Annotated in this window: 12 protein-coding genes and 1 pseudogene; 9 read left to right on the forward strand and 4 right to left on the reverse strand. The window is 71.4% G+C overall.

Annotated elements, in window-relative coordinates; all coding sequences use genetic code 11:
- Position 1: 1 nt before the first annotated feature.
- Positions 2–2,029, reverse strand: coding sequence for a Xaa-Pro dipeptidyl-peptidase (locus ACIBJC_RS03250; protein WP_399287002.1), 2,028 nt, complete (start codon positions 2,027–2,029; stop codon positions 2–4).
- 231 nt (positions 2,030–2,260) lie between these two features.
- On the opposite strand from ACIBJC_RS03250, the gene ACIBJC_RS03255 reads away from it, so the two are divergent.
- Positions 2,261–3,301: a LacI family DNA-binding transcriptional regulator gene (locus ACIBJC_RS03255; RefSeq protein ID WP_399287005.1), complete on the forward strand. Its 1,041-nt coding sequence runs from the start codon at positions 2,261–2,263 to the stop codon at positions 3,299–3,301.
- 130 nt (positions 3,302–3,431) lie between these two features.
- Here the strand turns inward: ACIBJC_RS03255 and ACIBJC_RS03260 are convergent.
- Positions 3,432–5,681: pseudogene (locus ACIBJC_RS03260) on the reverse strand (glycosyl hydrolase); the annotation flags it as partial.
- A 304-nt stretch (positions 5,682–5,985) separates the two neighbouring features.
- Here ACIBJC_RS03260 and ACIBJC_RS03265 point away from each other — a divergent pair.
- From ACIBJC_RS03265 to ACIBJC_RS03300, 8 genes are all read left to right on the forward strand, one after another.
- Complete coding sequence (locus ACIBJC_RS03265) at positions 5,986–7,287, forward strand: ABC transporter substrate-binding protein (RefSeq protein ID WP_399287008.1); 1,302 nt, start codon at positions 5,986–5,988, stop codon at positions 7,285–7,287.
- Between the two features lie 94 nt (positions 7,288–7,381).
- Complete coding sequence (locus ACIBJC_RS03270) at positions 7,382–8,350, forward strand: carbohydrate ABC transporter permease (RefSeq protein ID WP_399287011.1); 969 nt, start codon at positions 7,382–7,384, stop codon at positions 8,348–8,350.
- Positions 8,347–9,258 carry a carbohydrate ABC transporter permease gene (locus tag ACIBJC_RS03275; protein ID WP_399287014.1) on the forward strand — a complete coding sequence of 304 codons (912 nt, stop codon included), beginning with the start codon at positions 8,347–8,349 and terminating at the stop codon, positions 9,256–9,258. The genes ACIBJC_RS03270 and ACIBJC_RS03275 overlap by 4 nt, the downstream gene beginning before the upstream one ends.
- A gap of 131 nt (positions 9,259–9,389) precedes the next feature.
- A complete protein-coding gene (locus ACIBJC_RS03280) occupies positions 9,390–10,787 on the forward strand; it encodes a GH1 family beta-glucosidase (RefSeq protein WP_399287017.1) in 1,398 nt (465 codons plus the stop codon).
- A 326-nt stretch (positions 10,788–11,113) separates the two neighbouring features.
- Positions 11,114–12,487, forward strand: coding sequence for an MFS transporter (locus ACIBJC_RS03285; protein WP_399287020.1), 1,374 nt, complete (start codon positions 11,114–11,116; stop codon positions 12,485–12,487).
- A gap of 29 nt (positions 12,488–12,516) precedes the next feature.
- Positions 12,517–12,987 carry a type II 3-dehydroquinate dehydratase gene (gene aroQ, locus ACIBJC_RS03290; protein ID WP_399287023.1) on the forward strand — a complete coding sequence of 157 codons (471 nt, stop codon included), beginning with the start codon at positions 12,517–12,519 and terminating at the stop codon, positions 12,985–12,987.
- A complete protein-coding gene (locus ACIBJC_RS03295; RefSeq protein ID WP_399287026.1) occupies positions 12,984–13,853 on the forward strand; it encodes a shikimate dehydrogenase in 870 nt (289 codons plus the stop codon). Before aroQ ends, ACIBJC_RS03295 begins: the two co-directional genes overlap by 4 nt.
- A gap of 107 nt (positions 13,854–13,960) precedes the next feature.
- On the forward strand, positions 13,961–14,620 hold the full coding sequence (locus tag ACIBJC_RS03300) for a TetR/AcrR family transcriptional regulator (RefSeq protein ID WP_399287030.1): 660 nt from the start codon (positions 13,961–13,963) through the stop codon (positions 14,618–14,620).
- A 75-nt stretch (positions 14,621–14,695) separates the two neighbouring features.
- On the opposite strand, the gene ACIBJC_RS03305 is transcribed toward ACIBJC_RS03300, so the two are convergent.
- On the reverse strand, positions 14,696–16,915 hold the full coding sequence (locus tag ACIBJC_RS03305) for a 3-hydroxyacyl-CoA dehydrogenase NAD-binding domain-containing protein (protein ID WP_399287033.1): 2,220 nt from the start codon (positions 16,913–16,915) through the stop codon (positions 14,696–14,698).
- 124 nt (positions 16,916–17,039) lie between these two features.
- Positions 17,040–18,254: an acetyl-CoA C-acetyltransferase gene (locus ACIBJC_RS03310; protein ID WP_399287036.1), complete on the reverse strand. Its 1,215-nt coding sequence runs from the start codon at positions 18,252–18,254 to the stop codon at positions 17,040–17,042.
- Positions 18,255–18,296: the final 42 nt, after the last annotated feature.

Consider the following 18,296-nt stretch of genomic DNA (forward strand, 5'->3'; position numbering starts at 1 on the left):
CTCATCGGATGTGGTCTCCCGGGATCGGAAGGGTCGGGCGGAGCTCGGTCACGCCGCCGGCCAGGGGCTCACGCGGGGCGCTGTGCGGGGGTACGGCGCCGGTGGTGGCGCGGGCGAACGCCTTGGCGCCGCCGACGAACGGGACGTACGCGGCCGTGCGGGCCAGGTCGACGGTGAGGGTGGGCGTGGTGGACGGCGGGTCGATGAGACCCCGGTCGGTACCGGCGACGATCAGCGCGAGCCGGTGCCCGGCCGGGACGACATGGTCGGTCGCGGCGAGTTCGAGGGTGATCGTGTACGGCGTGCCGGGGGTGAGCGGACGCCCCTGCTCCGCCGAGGCGTAGGTGCCCAGATCGGCCCAGCCTCGGCTGACGACGTTGTGGTCCACGTCCGCGGTGTGGGCCGCGGTCTCCCGGTAGCAGGAGCTGTCCGCCGTGGTGCTCGGACCCCAGCAGGTGCGTTCGGTGAGGGTGGTGATGCCTTCGCCGGACGCGCCGTAGTCACGGATGGTGTCGGGGCCGAGATCGACCAGTACGGCGGAGAGATGGGCGGTCGAGGTGGACGGTGTCGCGGTGACGGTCACCTTGGAGGAGCCGGAGAGCCGCAGATCCTGGCTGAGGGGGCGGGTGACGAAGCCGGTCTTGGCCGGGGTGGAACGGTCGACGGCGGCGGCCCAGTCGCTCTCGCCGAGGCGCCGGTCGTCGGTGAAGGTCTCGATGGAGCCGGGCGCGGCGGGGGTACGGCCGAGCGTGCCCACGCCGGGCAGCGCGCCGCTCGCCGGACGGAGGATGGTGGCGGCGGTGGTGCGCGGCGGCCAGACCTGGTCGGTGGTCCACCGGTCGGGGGCGCGCTCGATGTCCGCCATGGGCTCGCGGTCGATGCCGTTCTCGTAGCCGAGGAGGTAGTGGTCGAACCAGCGGTGCAGGGTGGTGACCCAGGTGGCGCGGCGGAAGTCGAACGGGTCGACGTGGCCGGTCTGGGAGAGCCAGATCTTGCGCTCCACGCCCGCGTCGGCGAGCGCGTCCCACCACTGGCCGAGGTGTTTCGTACGGACGTTGAGGTCCTGCATGCCGTGGACGGCGAAGACGCTGGCCTTCACCTTGGACGCGTCCTTCACGTAGTCGCGCTCGGTCCACAGCGGGGTGATGTCGCCGCTGCGCGGGGCGCCGTCGACCAGCCGCTGCTGGACCGCCTGGCAGCGGGTGCGGGCCTCGGGGCTCTCCACGTAGTTCGAGAGCCAGTCGGGGCCCGAGCCGTAGAGGGGCGCGCCCTGGGCGAAGTAGTAGTCGTACCAGGAGGAGATGGCGGCGATCGGGACGATGGTCCTGAGGCCCTCGACACCGGTGGCGGCCACGCCGTTGGCGATGGTGCCGTCGTAGCTCTTGCCGATCATGCCGGTGGCGCCGGTGGTCCACCCCGCCCGTACGGGATCGGTGCCGGTGCGGCTGCCGTAGGCACGGGCCCGGCCGTTCAGCCAGTCGACGACGGCTTTGGCGGACTGGACGTCGGAGCGCCCGCCGGTGTCCACGCAGCCGTCCGAGCGGTTGGTGCCCGTCAGGTCGACGGCGACGAAGGCGTAGCCGCGCGGGACGAAGTAGTTGTCGTAGTGCAGGGGGAAGCCGGTCGGGTCGCCGTCGGCGTCGTAGGTCTTCTTCTGGCTCTCGTTGCCACGTCCGCAGCAGGAGTAGTAGGGGCTGGCGTCCATGATCACGGGGACTTTGCGGCCCCGGAGCGCCGGCTCGTGCGGGCGGACGATGTCGACGGCGACGCGGTCCGTCCTGCCGTCCTCGTCGCCGTCGAGGCCGGTGTCGACCCAGACGGACTCCCTGACGGCGTCCTCGTAGGAGTAGACCGGCCGGCTCTCCTTCACCCGCTGACCGCTCACCGCCGGTGGTGTGCCCGGCTCCGCGCCCTGCGCCGAGGCGGGGGTGAGCAGGACCCCGAACAGCGCGGCGGAGGCCGCCGCGGCGAGTGCTCCGCGCGACCAGCGTTCGAATGATCTGCGGGCAGCCCGCGACCGGATCTCCATGGGGCGGAAGCTACCCCGGTCAACTCCCGTTCAAAAGAGGGCAGTCCTGGGATCAGGGAGACATCGGGAGGACACCGGGGGAAATTCAGGGACCGGTGCGCGAATGGGAGCGCTCTCAGACGCCATGGTCAACGGCTAGTCTGGGGGCCGTCCGGCTGCCGCGCCGCGCCTGCGCGCGGGCGCCACCGCCGTACGGTCCGCCGCCGTATCCACCGACGAGGAGCGCACGTCGTGTCCGAGCCGACCCCTGGGGCACGCCCCACACTGGAAGCCGTCGCGGCGCGCGCCGGTGTCTCCCGGGCCACGGCCTCCCGGGTCGTCAACGGCGGCGCGGGGGTGCGCAGCCCGCTGGTGGAGAAGGTGCGGCGGGCCGTCGACGAGCTGGGGTACGTACCGAACCACGCGGCCCGCTCCCTGGTCACCCGGCGCACCGGCGCGGTCGCCGTGATCATCGCGGAGCCGGAGATCCGGATCTTCTCCGATCCGTTCTTCTCCCAGCAGATCCGCGGGATCAGCAAGGAACTGACGGCACACGACACCCAGTTGGTGCTTCTGCTGCTGGAGGGGCCCGGCGACTACGACCGGATCGCCCGCTATCTGGCGGGCGGCCATGTCGACGGCGCGCTCGCCTTCTCCCTGCACACCGACGACCCCATCCCGGCGATCACCCAGCGGGCCGGGATCCCGACGGTCTACGGGGGCCGGCCGAGCTGGACGTCGGCCGCGGACCAGCGGGTCGTGCCGTACGTGGACGCCGACAACCGCGGCGGCGCCCGGGAGGCCGTGCGCTATCTGCGGGACCTGGGGCGGCGGCGGATCGCGCACATCGCGGGGCCGCTGGACCAGACCTCGGCCACGGACCGGCTCGACGGCTACCGGGACGTGCTGATGGACGAGGATCCGGCGCTGGTCGCGGCGGGCGCGTTCACCGAGGAGAGCGGGGCGCGGGCGATGGCGGAGCTGCTGGAGCGCTGCCCCGGTCTGGACGCGGTGTTCGCGGCGAACGATCTGATGGCGGCGGGCGCGCTGCGGGTGCTCAAGGAGCGGGGCCGCTCGGTGCCCGGCGATGTGGCGGTGGTGGGCTTCGACGACATGGACGCGGTGGTGGGCGCCACGGATCCCGCGCTGACCACCGTCCAGCAGGACGTCGACGGGCAGGGGCGGCTGATGGCGCGGCTGCTGCTGCGCGGTCTCGACCGGGAGCGGGAGGGCTCCGCCGCGCCCGCCTCGGTGATCACACCGACCACACTGGTGCGGCGGGACTCGGCCTGAGCCGTGTCCCGCCGCACCGGTGGATCCGCCGCACCGCTGAAGCGGCCGTACCGGTGGATCCGCCGGCGGACGGTGAGGTGAGGTGAGGTCCGCCGGCGGTGTGTCCGCTGCTGCGTCGCGCCCGCTACTTCGTCGCGGTGGACCGGGCCGGCACGTCGAGCGTCGTGCCGTCCGAGAAGGTGACGGTGGTGGCGGTGGCGCCGAAGTTGTGCGCCGCGTAGACCCGTACACCGTTCTTGCTGAAGACGGCCGAGGTGGGCAGGGACCCGCTCACCGTCGCGTCAGGGGCACCCAGCGCGTCCAGTGTGCCGATCCAGTGGTACGTGTGGGCCTTGGACTCACCGGCCTCCGGTGTGTAGTTCGCGCCGCCCGCGTCCCACTTGGCCTTGGCCGCGACGGGGTCGGCCAGCGCCTCGAACTCCCAGAGGATGTCGCGCCATTCGACGGCCGGGCCGCCGTTCTCCCGTTCCATCTCGGCGAGATTGCGCCGGATGGCGTCCTTCTCGCGGCCCAGGTGGAGCGAACCACCGGTGACGGGAAGGACGTTGATGCCGTGGATCTCCTCGGGGTTGGCGGTCCACCAGGTGGAGTACGCGCCACCACTGCCCCACACCATGCCGACCGTGTCATGGCCGAAGGAGGACGGGAAGACCTCCTGGTCGGCGTCGAACCAGTACTGGGCGATCGCCTCGGACTCGGTGGCCAGCAAGTAGCTTCCCAGGTCGCGCAGTTCGGCGTTGCCCGTGGCGGATCCCCAGAGCACCAGGGCGGCGCTGAGGTTGGTGGACTCCGAGGACGACTCCTGGTTGTTGCCCGCGGCGAAGCCCTGGTGCCCGGAGGCCCAACTGTGGCCCGCGTACACGTCGAAGCCGCGCAGGAACGGGAACTCGGTGTCGGTACGGCTGGGGTTGGCGGTGTCGCGTACCAGCGTCTTCACCATCGAGCCCCAGGCCCCGTCGGCGGCCCACGCCTGGTCGTACTGGGCGACGATCGCCGCCGCGTAGACGTAGTAGCTGTAGTGGAAGTGGTGGTCGTTCAGCTCGGTGTCGCTGCCGTAGGACGCCGGGTAGCCGGTCAGTGTCTTCCACTGCTTGTCGTAGCTGAACTCGCTCGCGCCGCCCGCCGTGAACCACTCCTCCAGCCTGCCCTTGAGCAGTCCGATGAGCTTGTCGCGGGTCGCGGTCTCACCGATCTGGTCGGCCATGGGCACCAGTTGGGCGAGCCGGCCCAGCGCCTTGCCGGTCCAGTACGTGTCGGTCGCGCCGGAGAACGGATCGGCCGCACCCGCCGCCTCGTCCAGATATCCCTTGAGCCGCGCCCGGTCCACACCGCTGGAGGCGGGCAGCGCGGGCAGCACCCCGGAGGAGCGCTGGCTCGTGGTGAAGGAGGTGGCCTCGCGGACCTTCATGGTGCCGCGCGGTGAGACGTACGTGTACGGGGTCAGCGCGTCGGTGGTGTGCAGCCACTGGTGCCGGTAGAGGGCCTGGAGGGTGCCGGTCTCGGTGCCCTCCTTCGGCTCGGTGGTGAGCCGGTAGGTCGCCTTGACCGTACCGGCGTCGGTGCTCCAGCTCACCTGGGAGCCGGTGACGAAGCTGTACGCGTACTTCCGGTACGTCGCGAGGGCGTCGGTGGAGGGCAGGACGGCGAGGGAGAAGTAGTCCTTGGCTCCGAGCCCTGCCGTGATGGTGGAGCCGGCGACCGACCAGTCGCTGCCGGTGGGCGCGAACAGGGCGTAGTGGTGGCCCGCGACGGTGATGCCGAGGACGTTGCCGTCGTCGGCGAAGACGGTGGGCGCGGCGGCGGTGGTGATGCGCGCGTCGCCGCCGGAGCCCTTGGCGTAGACGTAGGGCAGCCCGTGGCCGATGGTGGTCCGCAGGGTGCGGGCACCGTCCGACCAGTAGGGCGTGACCGTCCAGTCCGACCAGTCGTCGGCCTTGGTGTCGGGCGAGTTGAGCCCGGTCAGGCCCAGGGTGAGATCGGCCTTGTGGGCGTACTCGTACTGGCGGCCCTCGCCGACGATCGCCGGGGTGGTCGGGTAGCCGACCTCCAGGCCGCCCGAGGTCGCCTGGTAGGTGAGGGGGTGGCCGTACATCGGGGTGGAGTACGGGTTGTCGCCGTACCGCTGGAAGGCGAGGGAGGACCACCAGTCGTTGGTGGGCACCGGCTTGTTCCGGGCGGCCTCGGTCACCTTGGGGGTGACGGGGGTGCCGGTGTTGGTGGTCGGGCCGGACGTGCCGGCGGGCCGGGTGTCCGAGTAACTGCCCGCTCCGACAGGAACGTTGGCGGCCACGGCCGGGGAGGCGGCGGGGCCGAGACCGATGGCGGCCAGGGTGCTGACCAGGACCAGCGCGGCGGCTGGTCTGGCACGGGAGACAGACATGGGCGGCACCTCACGGGGGTTGTGGGGGTACGTGGGGGGGGGTGGGTCGGTGGGTGTGTGGGGGACATGGACGACGGGGGGGGAAGGCCGAGCGTTCGAGAGCGCTCTCAGACGCCAGGAAACGTAAAACTTCTGAAACAGAAGTGTCAATACGTCGGACACAGAGGCGAGTTAACGCTCCCCGGCGTCCGTTACGCGTTCGAGTCTTGACGGGGCGGTGCGCTCCGGGGCACGCTCCACCCCAGATTCTGAGAGCGCTCTCAATCGGCTCTCGTGTGTACTCCGAAGCCAAGGGAGGCTTCTCATGCCCATCGCCCGAGCCGCCAGCAGGGCCGCGGTCCGTCTCGGTGCGGTCGTGCTCTCCGGGGCACTGCTCGTCGCCTGCGGGTCCGGTTCCTCAGGGACCTCCGACAGCGCGGGAGGCAAGGTCACGCTGACCGTCGACCTCTTCGGATCCTTCGGCTACAAGGAGGCCGGGCTCTACGCGGAGTACCAGAAGCTCCACCCGGACATCACCATCAAGCAGAGCGACACCGAGGACGAGGCCGACTACTGGAAGTCCCTCCAGACCCGGCTGGCCGGCGGCGGCGGGCTCGCCGATGTGCAGGGCGTGGAGGTCGGGCGGATCGCCTCGGTCACCCAGCAGCAGTCCGACAAGTTCGAAGACTTGAAGCGGTACGGGGCGGACACGCTCAAGGACCAGTTCGCCGAGGCCAAGTGGTCGGCGGCGACGACGCAGGACGGCCGGATCCTGGGCCTCGGCACCGATGTCGGGCCCGAGGCGATGTGCTACCGCTCGGACCTGTTCAAGAAGGCGGGACTGCCGACCGACCGCACCGAGCTGGCGAAGAAGTGGTCCACGTGGGACGGCTATCTCGCCCTCGGCAAGGAGTACATGGCGAAGGCGCCCGCGAAGAGCGCCTGGCTCGACAGCGTCGGCAGCCTCTACTCGATCATGTCCGGCCAGGAGAAGGAGCGGTACTACGACACCTCCGGCAAGCTGATCTACGACCAGAACCCGGCCGTGAAGACCGCCTGGGACACCTCGGTCAAGGCCGCGGACTCCGGGCTGAGCGCCAAGCTCGACCAGTGGTCGCCGCAGTGGAACCAGGCGTTCGCGGCGGGCTCGTTCGCCACCATTCCGTGCCCGGCATGGATGCTCAGCTACATCAAGGGCCAGGCGGGCGAGACCGGTTCGGGCAAGTGGGACATCGCCGCGCTGCCCGGCCGGGCCGGCAACTGGGGCGGCTCGTACCTCTCCGTACCGCGTGCCGCCGAGCACAAGAAGGAGGCGTACGAGCTGATCAAGTGGCTCACCGCCCCCGAGCAGCAGGCCAAGCTCTTCAGGAAGCAGGGCATCTTCCCGTCGTCCACCGGCGCCATCGAGCAGATCGCGGACACGAAGGACCCGTACTTCTCCGACGCGCCGACCGGCCAGATCTTCGGTGACGCCGCCAAAGCCGCGCCCGTCCAGGTCCTCGGCGTCCATGACGCCAACGTCACCCAGCAGATCACCAACGCGCTGAGCGAGGTGGAACGCAAGGGCGTCGCGTCCGACAAGGCGTGGTCGACGGCGAAGAAGGGCGTCGAGAACGTCATCGGCTGACACGGTTCCCCGGCCGGTCCCGACCTGGGCCGGCCGGGACCGGTCCTCCGCCCCCACCCCGGTTCTCCTCTCCCCCGCTTGCGAAGGCCGATCCATGACCCTCACCGCCACCGCGAAGGCGGCGCCCCCGCCCGCGCCGGGCCCTCCGGCGTCCCGGGCGTCCGCGCTGCGCCGCTCCTGGCGCGCGTTCTCGCCGTACGCCTATCTCGCCCCGTTCTTCACCCTGTTCGCCGCCTTCGGGCTCTTCCCGCTGCTCTACACGGCGTATGTCTCGCTCTACCGGGTGGAGTTGCAGACGCCGGGCGACATGGAGTGGCGCGGCCTCGGCAACTACACGGCGATCTTCACCGACGCGTACTTCTGGACCGCGCTGCGCAACACCTTCACCATCGGTGTGCTCTCCACCGTGCCGCAGCTCGTGATGGCGCTGGGACTGGCCCATCTCCTCAACTACAAGCTGCGCGGCCGGACGTTCATCCGTACGGCGATGCTGCTGCCGTACGCGACGTCCGTGGCCGCCGCGACCCTGGTCTTCGCCCAGCTCTTCGGCCGTGACTTCGGTCTGGTCAACTACGTGCTGGGGCTGGTCGGTGTCTCCCCGGTGGACTGGCAGACCGGCACCGTCGCCTCGCAGATCGCCGTGTCGACCATCGTGATCTGGCGCTGGACCGGGTACAACGCGCTGATCTATCTGGCGGGCATGCAGTCGATCCCTGGCGAGCTGTACGAGGCCGCCGAGGTCGACGGGGCTTCGCGCTGGCGGCAGTTCATCCACATCACCCTGCCGGGACTGCGCCCCACGATCGTCTTCACGGTCGTCGTCTCGACCATCGGCGCCACCCAGCTCTTCGGTGAGCCACTGCTCTTCGAGGGGTCCATCTCGGGCGGCATCTCGCACCAGTACCAGATGCTCGGCCTCTACCTGTACGAGCAGGGCTGGGGCTTCTTCCACCTCGGCCGGGCCGCCGCGATCGCCTGGGTGATGTTCCTGCTCATCCTGATCCTCGTCGGCATCAACGCCCTGGTCGCGCACCGCCGTTCGCGTAAGGAGGCCGGGCGATGACCACACTCACCGCGCCGCCGACCCCACCGTCCCCGCCCGCCGGGAAGGAGCCGGGTCCCACGCCCGTTCGGCGCCGGAGCCGCGCCGGGCGCACCATGCACGGCGGATGGATCTCGTACGCGATCCTGACCGTCGCGCTGCTCTTCTCCGCGTTCCCGTTCTACTGGACGATCGTCGCGGCCAGCCGCTCCAACGCCGATCTGGCGAAGGTGCCGCCGACCCTGCTGCCGGGCCCTCATCTCATCGACAACTTCCAGGCGGTGCTGGAGGAGGCCGACATCGGCAAGGCGCTCCTCAACTCGCTGATCGTCGCCGGGTCGATCACGGTGGGGACGGTGCTCTGCTGCACCCTGGCCGGGTTCGCCTTCGCCAAGCTGCGCTTCCGCGGGCGCGGTGTGCTGCTCGCCGTCACCATCGGCACGATGATGATCCCGCCGCAGCTCGGGGTGATCCCGCTGTTCATGCTGATCGCCGAGCTCCAGTGGGTGAACCAGCTCCAGGCCGTCATCCTGCCCGGACTCGTCTCCGCGTTCGGTGTGTTCTTCATGCGGCAGTACCTGGTGCAGTCGCTGCCCGACGAGCTGATCGAGGCCGCCCGCGTCGACGGCGCCTCCACCGCGCGGATCTTCTGGTCGGTGGTGGTGCCGATCGCCAGGCCGGGGATGGCCGTGCTCGGGATGCTGACCTTCATGGCCGCGTGGAACGACTTCTTCTGGCCGATCATCGCGCTCTCCTCGCAGAACCCGACCGTCCAGGTGGCGCTGCGCCAGCTCGGCGGCGGCTATGTGCACGACCAGTCCGTGATCATGGCGGGCACCCTGCTCGGCACCCTGCCGGTGCTGCTGGTCTTCGGTCTGCTGGGCCGCCAGATCGTCGGCGGCATCATGCAGGGCGCCGTCAAGGGCTGAGCCCCGCCCGGCACCCCGGCATCCGCACCCGCCCCCGCCGGGCACCCCCGCCCGGCACCACCCGTATCCCCCCCCCACCGCACCACCCGAACCCCCACCGTTCCGTCGCTCACTCACGGGAGCCCTTCTTCATGACCGCTGTCGACGCTCGCCCTCAGACCGCCGTGGAGGCCCGCTTCCCCGCCGGCTTCCGGTGGGGCACGGCCACCGCCGCGTACCAGATCGAGGGCGCCGCCACCGAGGACGGCCGTACCCCGTCCATCTGGGACACCTTCAGCCGGACGCCCGGCCGGGTACGCAACGGCGACACCGGTGACATCGCCGCCGACCACTACCACCGGATGGACGAGGACGTCGCGCTGCTCAAGGAGCTGGGCGTCACCGACTACCGCTTCTCGGTGTCCTGGTCGCGTGTCCAGCCCACCGGGCGCGGCCCCGCCGTCCAGCGCGGCCTCGACTTCTACCGTCGGCTGGCGGACGCCCTGCTGGCGGCGGACATCAGGCCCGTCGCCACCCTCTACCACTGGGATCTGCCGCAGGAGTTGGAGGACGCGGGCGGCTGGCCGCAGCGGGACACGGCCGGGCGGTTCGCGGAGTACGCGCGCCTCGTCGGCGAGGCGCTCGGCGACCGCGTCTCCACCTGGACCACGCTCAACGAGCCGTGGTGCGCGGCCTTCCTCGGCTACGCCTCCGGGGTGCACGCCCCCGGGCGTACGGATCCGGTCGCCGCGCTGCGCGCCGCGCACCACCTGAACCTGGCCCACGGCCTGGGCGTCCGGGCGCTGCGCGACACACTGCCGCGCAAGGCCGAGATCTCGCTGACGCTCAACCTGCACGCGCTGCGGCCGCTCACCGACACACCGGCCGACCTCGACGCGGTGCGCAGGATCGACGCCGTGGGGAACCGAATCTTCCTCGACCCGGTCTTCCACGGGCGGCTGCCGGAGGACCTGGTCACCGACACGGCCGGGCTGACGGACTGGTCGTTCGTCCAGGACGGCGATCTGGAGACCATTTCCGCGCCCATCGACTCGCTGGGGATCAACTACTACTCCCCCACCGTCGTCGCCGCGGGCTCCTCGGAGACCCCTTCGCCGTGGCCGGCCGCCGAGGGCCGGGTCCGCTTCGTACCGGCTCCCGGGCCGCGTACGGCCATGGACTGGCCGGTCGACGCGGACGGGCTGTACGAACTGCTCACCCGGCTGCGTGACGAACTGCCCGGCACCCCGCTGATGGTCACCGAGAACGGGGCGGCGTACGACGACTACGCGGACCCGTCCGGCGAGGTCCACGACCCCGAGCGCGTGGCCTACCTCCACTCGCACCTCAGCGCGGTCCACCGGGCGATCGCGGACGGCGCGCCGGTGGGCGGCTACTTCCTCTGGTCGCTGCTGGACAACTTCGAGTGGGCCTACGGCTACAGCAAGCGCTTCGGCATCGTCCATGTCGACTTCGCGACACAGCGCCGTACGGTCAAGGACAGCGCGCGCTGGTACGCGCAGGTCATCGGGCGCGGCGGCATCGGCTGAGCCTCCCCCACCCCCGTCCGGAGCCCCTCCGGCCCCAACGCGCTCACCCCCCGGACCCACCGTCCGGGGGGTGAGCGCGTTCCGGGGGTGCGGGGCGTGTGGGGCGGCGGGGGGCGTGTGGTGCTGCGGGGAGTTTCCGCGCGATGTCTTGACAGTTACGGACGCCGGTCCCAGGATCCTCGGCAACGCAATTAACTACCTAGTGCGTTAATTAGCGCCGCCGGACCGGACGCCGGACCGGCCCTGCCGCATCCCCTCCCCGTACCCCCGTCCCTTCTCCCCCGTCCCCTCCCGATCTCCCGATCCCCTCCCGCAGAGGAGCACGCGTGTCCGCTCACTCGCTCGACGCCTCGCAACCGTCCCCGACGCCGCAGGGCAAGCCCCGCAAGGCGGCCGTGGCCGCCTGGATCGGCAGCGCGCTGGAGTACTACGACTTCTTCATCTACGGCAGCGCCGCGGCCCTGATCTTCCCCAAGGTCTTCTTCAACCCCGACCATCCCGCGACCGCGACGCTGATCTCGCTCGGCACCTTCGGCGTGGCGTACGCGACCCGGCCGCTCGGCGCGCTGTTCCTCGGGCACATCGGCGACCGGGTGGGCCGGCGCCGGGTCATGGTCCTGACGCTGATCCTGATGGGCATCTCCACGTTCCTCATCGGGTGTCTGCCCACGTACGACCAGATCGGGGCCGCCGCCCCCGTCCTGCTGGTCCTGATGCGCATGCTCCAGGGGATCTCGGCCGCGGGCGAGCAGGCCGGCGCCAGCTCGATGACGCTGGAACACGCGCCGGAGAACCGGCGCGGGTACTACTCCAGCTTCACCCTGAACGGGACACAGGCCGGCCAGATCCTCGCCACCCTGATCTTCATCCCGGTCGCCGCGCTCCCCGACGATCAGCTCTACACCTGGGGATGGCGGATCCCGTTCCTGCTGAGCGCCTTCGTCGCGGTGGCCGGCTATCTCATCCGGCGCACCCTGGAGGAGACCCCCGTCTTCCAGCAGGAGTCCGCTGGCCGGGCGCCGGCCGAACTGCCGCTGGTCCATCTCCTGCGCCACCACTGGGCAGATGTGCTGCGTGTCGTCGCCGCGGCGACGATCGCGACCGTCTCCACCATCTTCACCGTCTGGGCGCTGTCGTACGCCACCAGCGACGCCGTCGGCATGGACAAGACGGCCATGCTCTGGGTCGGTGTCGCCGCCAACGCCGTGGCCCTGCTCGCCATCCCGCTCTGGGCGAGGCTCTCGGACCGGATCGGCCGCAAGCCCGTCTTCCTCATCGGTTCGCTCGGCTCCGGCGTGATGATCTTCGTCTATCTGTGGGCGATCTCCACCGGCTCCTACCCGCTGGTGCTCCTCGCCGGCATCGCGTTCTTCGGTGTGGTCTACAGCGCGGCCAACGGCATCTGGCCCTCCCTCTACGGGGAGATGTTCTCCACCCGGGTCCGGCTCTCCGGCATGGCCATCGGTACGCAGATCGGCTTCGCCGTCGCCGGGTTCGCCGTCAGCTTCGCGGCGCAGATCGCGGGCCCCGACGGGGACAACTGGGCCGGTGTCGCGATCTTCACGGCCGCCTTCTGCGTCCTCAGCTCGCTCGCGGTCGTGACCGGCCGGGAGACGTTCAAGGTGCCCACCACGGAACTCGGCGCCCGGCGGGAGACAGCCCCGGAGCAGCCACGGGCCACCACGTCGGTCTCCTCCTGACCCTCTCCCCCACCGGAAGAAAGAACACGATGCCGCATTCGTCCGACCGGACTCCGGAGAGCTCCGTACTCGTCCTCAACGGTCCCAATCTCAATCTGCTCGGCCTGCGGGAGCCCGCGGTGTACGGCACGGACACGCTCGCCGACATCGAGGCGCTGTGCCGCACCACCGCGGCCGGACACGGCCTGCGGGTCGACTTCCGGCAGAGCAACCACGAGGGCGTGCTCATCGACGCCGTGCAGGAGGCGCGTACCGCGCACCGCGGGATCCTGATCAACCCGGCCGGCTACAGCCACACCTCGGTGGCGCTGCGCGACGCGCTCGCCGCCGTGGACCTGCCGGTCGTGGAGGTACATCTGTCCAACATCCACCGGCGCGAGGCGTTCCGGCACCACTCGTACGTCTCGGCCGTCGCCGACACCGTGATCTGCGGGGCAGGGGCGCACGGCTACGTGCTGGGTGTCGCCCACCTGGCCCACCTGGTGGAGGCCGCCCGATGACCGGGACCTCGTACCTCACCGGTCTGATCGGCGCGGGCATCGGCCCCTCGCTCAGCCCCGCGCTGCACGAGCGGGAGGCGGACCGGCACGGTCTGCGCCTGCTCTACCGCACCATCGACATCGACGAGTTGGGGATCGGCCCGGAGGCGGTGGGTGAACTGGTGCGGGCGGCGCGCTCGCTGGGCTTCGACGGGCTCAACATCACCCATCCCTGCAAGCAGTTGGTGATCGAGCACCTGGACGAGGTGGATCCGGCGGCTGCGGCGCTCGGCGCGGTCAACACCGTCGTCCTGCGCAACGGCCGGGCGACCGGTCACAACACGGACGTCACCGGCTTCGCCCGGTCCTTCGCCCGGGGCCTGCCCGGCGTCGCCACCCGGCGGGTCGTGCAGCTCGGGGCGGGCGGGGCGGGCGCCGCCGTCGCGCACGCCCTGCTCACCCTCGGCGTGGACCGGCTCTCCCTGGCGGACACCGACCCGGTCCGGGCCACCGTGCTCGCCGACGCGCTGAACCGCCGCTTCGGCGCCGGGCGGGCGAGCGCCGTCGCGCTGCCGTGGCTCGCCGCGCGTCTCGCCGACGCCGACGGTCTCGTCCACGCCACGCCCACCGGCATGGCCGGACACCCGGGACTGCCGCTGCCCGCCGGGCTGCTCCGTCCCGGAATGTGGGTGGCGGAGGTGGTCTACCGGCCGCTCGACACCGAACTGCTGCGACTGGCCCGGGAGATCGGCTGCCCGACGCTGGACGGCGGCGCCATGGCCGTCTTCCAGGCGGCCGACGCCTTCCGGCTCTTCACGGGACGGGAGCCGCACACGGAGCGGATGCTCGACGATCTCGCCGACCTCGTCGGGGCTCCCACGGCGTGAGCCCGGTACGGGAGGGAGCGGGGGCGGCGCGACCGGGCGGCGCACGGGCGTCTCGATAGACTGGGGCGCACCGTGCCCGACGCGGGCCCGACGCCACGAGGAGCCGTATGGCAGCCGCTGTCCCCCCGCCGCCCCCGCCCGTCACGCGGACCCGGGACGCGGCACGGACCCGCGAGGAGATCCTCGACGCGGCGACGCGGGAGTTCGCCCGGGTCGGTTTCGCGGGCGCCCGGGTGGACGAGATAGCGGCGCACATCCACACCACCAAGCGGATGATCTACTACTACTTCGGCAGCAAGGAGCGGCTCTTCACGACCGTCCTGGAGCGGGCGTACGGGGTGATCCGCGCGATCGAGCAGGGCATCGACGTCGAGCACCTCGACCCGGAGTCCGCGATCAGGCGGCTCGCCGAGGTCACCTTCGACCACCACGAGGCGCATCCGGACTTCATCCGGCTGGTCAGCATCGAGAACATCCACGAGGCCGAGCACATCAAGGCCTCGGCCACGCTCGGCTCGCTCAACTCCCCCGCCATCGACGTCATCCGCCGCATCCTTCAGGAGGGCCGGGCGAAGGGGGTCTTCACCGCCGATGTCGACGCCCTCGACCTGCACGCGATGATCAGCTCGTTCTGCTTCTTCCGGGTCGCCAACCGGCACACCTTCGGCACCCTCTTCGGCCGCGACCTGACCGCCCCGGACCGGCGAGAGCACTACCGCACCATGCTGGGCGACATGGTCATCGCCTACCTGACGGCCGAGGCGTGACCCCCGGCGTCCGACGGCCGACGCGTGGCACCCGACGGCCGGGCCGTCATGGCCCGGCCCGGCGCGCGCGGCCCTCTACGTGTCGCTGAACGTCTCGCCCTTCTCCGCCTTCGCGACCAGCGCCGCCGGCGGCGCGAACCGCTCGCCGTACAGCTCCGCCAGCTCGCGGGCGCGCGCCACGAAGCCGGGCAGGCCGCCCTCGTACCCGTTGATGTACTGGAGCACGCCCCCGGTCCAGCCCGGGAAGCCGATGCCCAGGATGGAGCCGATGTTGGCGTCGGCGACCGAGGTCAGGACGTTCTCGTCCAGGCAGCGGACGGACTCCAGCGCCTCGGCGAAGAGCATCCGCTCCCCCATGTCGCGCAGCGGGACGTCGGTGTCGCCCGTACCGAAGTGCTGCCGCAGCCCCGGCCAGAGCCGCAGGCGCTCGCCGTCCTCGCCGTACTCGTAGAAGCCCGCGCCGCCCGCGCGTCCCGTGCGCCCGAACTCGTCCACCATCCGGTCCACGACCGCGTCCGCCGGGTGTCCGGTCCAGCTCCCCCCGGCCTCCTCGACCGCGCGCCTCGTCTCCTCGCGGATCCTGCGGGGCAGGGTCAGCGTCAACTCGTCCATCAGGGCGAGCACCTTGGCCGGGTAGCCCGCCTGCGCGGCGGCCTGTTCGACGGAGGCGGGCTCCAGCCCCTCGCCGATCATCGCGACGCCCTCATTGAGGAAGTGTCCGATGACCCGGGAGGTGAAGAAGCCGCGCGAGTCGTTGACGACGATCGGGGTCTTCTTGATACGGCGCACCAGGTCGAAGGCGCGGGCGAGGGCCTCGTCGCCGGTCCGCTCCCCTCTGACGATCTCGACCAGCGGCATCCTGTCGGCCGGCGAGAAGAAGTGCAGTCCGACGAAGTCGGCCGGGCGCGACACGCCCTCGGCGAGCCCGGTAATGGGCAGGGTGGAGGTGTTGGAGCAGAGCAGCGCGTCGGGTTCGACGATCCCCTGGATCTCCTGGAACACCCGGTGCTTGAGCGCCGTGTCCTCGAACACCGCCTCGATCACGGCGTCGCAGCCGGCCAGTCGCGCCGGGTCGGCGGTGGGGGTGATCCGGGCGAGCAGCGCGTCGCGGTCCGCCTCGGTGGTACGGCCCCGGGCGAGCGCCTTGGCGAGCAGCTTCTCCGCGTACGCCTTGCCCCGGGCGGCGGCTTCGGCGGAGACGTCCTTGAGGACGACGTCGAGCCCCGCACGCGCACACGCGTAGGCGATGCCCGCGCCCATCATCCCGGCGCCGACCACGGCGACCCTGCGGACCTCGCGCGGTGCGATGCCCCGGGGCCTGCTCGCCCCGGAGTTGACGGCCTGGAGGTCGAAGAAGAACGCCTGGATCATGTTCTTGGCGGTCTGTCCGGTGACCAGTTCGGTGAAGTAGCGCGCCTCGATCGTCTGCGCGGTCCCGAAGTCGACCTGCGCGCCCTCGACGGCCGCCGCGAGGATGTTGCGCGGCGCCGGGTAGGGGGCGCCGGCGAGCTGCTTCTTCAGGTTCGCGGGGAACGCGGGGAGATGGGCGGCGAGACCCGGGCTGGACGGCGTGCCGCCGGGGATCCGGTACCCCTTGACGTCCCAGGGCTGGTGGGACTCGGGGTGTGCGTCGATGAAGGCGTGCGCCCGGGCCAGCATCTCCTCGGTGGTGGTGGCGACCTCATGGATCAGGCCGCTTTCCAGCGCGCGGCGCGGGGAGTACCGGGTGCCCTGGAGGAGCACCTTGAGCAGGGCGTCGGCGAGGCCCATCAGCCGTACGGTACGGGTGACCCCGCCGCTCCCGGGCAGCAGTCCGAGGGTGACCTCGGGCAGCCCGATCCGGGATCCGGGGGCGTCGAGGGCGATGCGGTGGTGGCAGGCGAGGGCGATCTCGTAACCGCCGCCCAGCGCCGCGCCGTTGATGGCGGCGACAACCGGTTTCCCGAGGGTCTCGATCCGGCGCAGGGCGTGCTTGACGGCCATGCCGCTCTCGAAGACCCGCCGGGCGTCGCCGGGGCCCAGCTCCATCATGTCCTTGAGGTCGCCGCCAGCGAAGAACGTCTTCTTGGCGGAGGTCACGATGATGCCGCGGATGGTGTCGCGCTCCGCCTCGGCGCGGTCGGCGACGGCCGTGACGGAGTCCCTGAACGCCTGGTTCATGGTGTTCGCGGACTGGTCGGGGTCGTCCAGGACGAGGGTGACGACGCCGCTCGCGTCCCGCTCCCAGCGGATGGCCGCCGGTGCGGGGTTCGAGGCGGGTGTGGGGTGCGGAGGGGCGGTGGTGGGCTCACTCATGCTGCTGCTCCGTTGCTCCGTAGCGGGAGAGATCCGTAGCGGGAGAGATCCCTGGTGGAAGGGATCCGTAGCGGAAGAGATCCCTGGCGGGAGGGATCCCTGGCGGAAGAGAAGGGACGGCCGGTCAGAGACGCTCGACGACGGTGGCGACCCCCATGCCCCCGCCGACGCACAGCGTGGCGAGGCCGTACCGCTGGTCCCTGCGCTCCAGTTCGTCGACGAGGGTGCCGAGGATCATCGCGCCGGTGGCGCCGAGGGGATGGCCGAGCGCGATGGCGCCGCCGTTGACGTTGACCTGGTCGAGGGAGAGCCCCATCTCGTCGACGAAGCGCAGGACGACGGCGGCGAAGGCCTCGTTGATCTCGACCAGGTCGATGTCGTCGATGGTCAGTCCGGCCTTGGCGAGGGCCTTGCGGGTGGCCGGGGCCGGTCCGGTCAGCATGATGGTCGGCTCGGACCCGGAGACCGCCGCGGAGACGATCCGGGCGCGCGGCGTGAGCCCGTACCGCTCCCCCGTCTCCGGTGAGCCGATGGCGACGAGGGCCGCGCCGTCCACGATGCCGGACGAGTTGCCCGCGTGATGGACGTGGTCGATCCGCTCGACCCGGTGGTACTTCTGCAGGACGACGGCGTCGAAGCCGCCCTGCTCGCCGATGCCCGCGAAGGACGGCTTCAGCGCGGCGAGCGAGTCGGCGGTGGTGCCGGGGCGCGGGTGCTCGTCACGGTCGAGGACGGTGAGCCCGTTGCGGTCGCGTACGGGGACGACGGAGCGGGCGAAGCGGCCCTCCTTCCAGGCGGCGGCGGCCCGTTCCTGGGAGAGCGCGGCGAACTCGTCCACGTCGCGCCTGCTGTAGCCGCCGAGGGTGGCGATCAGGTCGGCGCTGACGCCCTGGGGCACGAAGCCGGTGGCGAAGCTGGTCATCGGGTCCATCGCCCAGGCGCCACCGTCGGAGCCCATCGGCACGCGGGACATCGACTCCACGCCGCCCGCCAGGACCAGGTCCTCCCAGCCGGAGCGGACCTTGGCGGCGGCCAGGTTGACGGCTTCGAGGCCGGAGGCGCAGAAGCGGTTCTCCTGGACCCCGGCGACCGTGTCGGGCAGTCCGGCGGCGAGGGCCGCGATACGGGCGATGTCCGAGCCCTGGTCGCCGAGCGGGCTCACCACGCCGAGGACGATGTCGTCGACGGCGGCCGGGTCGAGTCCGGGCAGTCGGCGGCGCAGCTCGTGGATGAGGCCGACGACGAGGTCGATGGGCTTGGTGCCGTGCAGGGCCCCGTCGGCCTTGCCGCGACCGCGCGGGGTGCGGATCGCTTCGTAGACGAACGCTTCGGTACTCACGGCGGCTGCCTTCCGTTGCGGAGAGTGCGAGGGGCGGGGCCC

The organism is Streptomyces sp. NPDC050509 (genome assembly GCF_044457965.1).
Taxonomy (GTDB): Bacteria; Actinomycetota; Actinomycetes; order Streptomycetales; family Streptomycetaceae; genus Streptomyces.